Annotated in this window: 1 protein-coding gene; it reads right to left on the reverse strand. The window is 35.9% G+C overall.

Annotation, left to right across the window (positions count from 1 at the left end; all coding sequences use genetic code 11):
- Positions 1 to 412 precede the first annotated feature (412 nt).
- Positions 413 to 1,180, reverse strand: a complete 768-nt coding sequence (locus JEM65_RS12525) for an IS5 family transposase (protein ID WP_199600025.1) — start codon at positions 1,178 to 1,180, stop codon at positions 413 to 415.
- Positions 1,181 to 1,935 lie beyond the last annotated feature (755 nt).

Consider the following 1,935-nt stretch of genomic DNA (forward strand, 5'->3'; position numbering starts at 1 on the left):
GAGTAATATCAGTTGCCATTGATTCAATTATTGATAGGATTTCTGAATTTGAGTTAAAATATAAAGTGCAATTAGACAACGTGCATCCAAATTATTCTGAAAAAAGAATTTCATTCTTTTGTTCAAAACTATGGACTTCCAGTCCATAGTGGTTTATATTAATTGACTTATTATCAGAGTGATAAAAAAAATATTTATAATCCAACTCGTCTGTAGGTATCATTCGTTCTTCACTCAACAAGACCCTGGGGCTGGCAACTATTACATCGTCTCCTGGGTTCCAATCGGCAGGGGTGGTAACTGCCAAAAGCATCGGCAGTTTGCAGAGCCATGAGTACACTATAAATGTATTCAAAATTTCTTCCTAAGCTTAAAAAAATAACTCTAATAATGCTTAGTAACTGTTTAAATTTTAAATTTTAATTCTGTTAAGCATCAATCTGATCATGGCTAAATTCACCATAGCTTCTGCAGTATCTGTTTGATATTCAAAATCTTTGCTCAGCCTTCTGTAGCTTTCAAACCAAGAAAAGGTCCTTTCAACAATCCATCTTTTTGGCAGTACCTTAAATTGCTCTTCCTTATCGGTCCTTAATATGACCTCTAATATGAGATTGAATTTCTGTTTCGCGATATCGATGAGCTCTCCCCTGTAACCTCCATCCGCAAATACCCTTTTTATGGTATAGAACTGCTCGTTGAGCTTCTCCAACACTTTGAGAGCGGCCTTGCTATCGTGCCTATTGGCAGCATGAGCCACCACTACCAACAGCAGCCCTAAAGTATCCACTACGATGTGCCGCTTTCTACCTTTGATTTTCTTCCCTCCATCAAACCCTCTTTCCATTGCCCCGCTTCTTGTTGTCTTAACACTCTGACTATCAATTATCCCTACACTTGGCTGTTCGTTCTTGTTCTTCTTTTTTCTTATTTTCCCTCTGATGATTTCATTGAGCAGTTCAAAGGTCCCATCTTTTTTCCATTTTGAGAAATAGTAATAAACCAGTTCCCACTTTGGAAAGCTGAACGGTAGCATCCGCCATTGGCAGCCCGTTTTTAAAAGGTAGAATATGGCATCGAATATCTCTTTTAAATTATGCTGCCGCTTTCTTTTATCCTGTAAAATCTCTAATATTGTATTCCATTGACTATCGCTAAGGTTGCTTGGGTATTTTCTCATTCTATGACTTAATTGATTTAACACCAACAAGTTACGAATATAAAACAACCTAAACAACTGATAATCAATGTTTTATGATGTTATTTTGTCATTAATATCTCTTTTTTTTAAAATTTAAACAGTCTCTTAGAGTCCATAAAAAAAACACACAGCTCTGTCCGTTTGTGTCTTACTTTATCTCGGTGTATAATCCATTAAGGGACAAAGCCACCAACTTGCAATGTCAGTTTCATATGTATTTTCCACATGCGCAAACGTGATAAATTATGAAGTGCCCACAGGTGTAAAATCTATTGGGTGACTAAAGAAAAGTACCCCAGTTTTGGGTATCGGTGTTAGTTGTTCTGTCTCTTGTATGCTCCCATTTTTGTAATGTTTTCGGTGCTTATAAAACCAAAATTATGAATAGGAGCAAGGAATTGAAATGATCAGGGTCAGTCTTTATCGTTTTAAAAATATGGTGATTTGATGTTTAAATTAGTGAAACTCAATTTTTAAAAGTTGCGAAGCAATGAATTAAAAATTGTTAGTTGAACTAATCCCGCTTTTTAGCGGGATCCTTGGGTTTTATTCCCCGACGCTCTGCGTCGAAATAGAAAGGGAACTTCTACTTGATACCTCGTACCCTTGGGTGGAGGTTGTTCATTTTTTGGTAAAATAACCATTCAATAATGCACATTAAGCATTTTCTTATAAAAATAGTTTGTTATTTTTACACAAACTTATACCATGGCTATAAAAAGACATCTTCCCAA

Source organism: Gelidibacter salicanalis, from assembly GCF_016469035.1.
GTDB lineage: Bacteria > Bacteroidota > Bacteroidia > Flavobacteriales > Flavobacteriaceae > Gelidibacter > Gelidibacter salicanalis_A.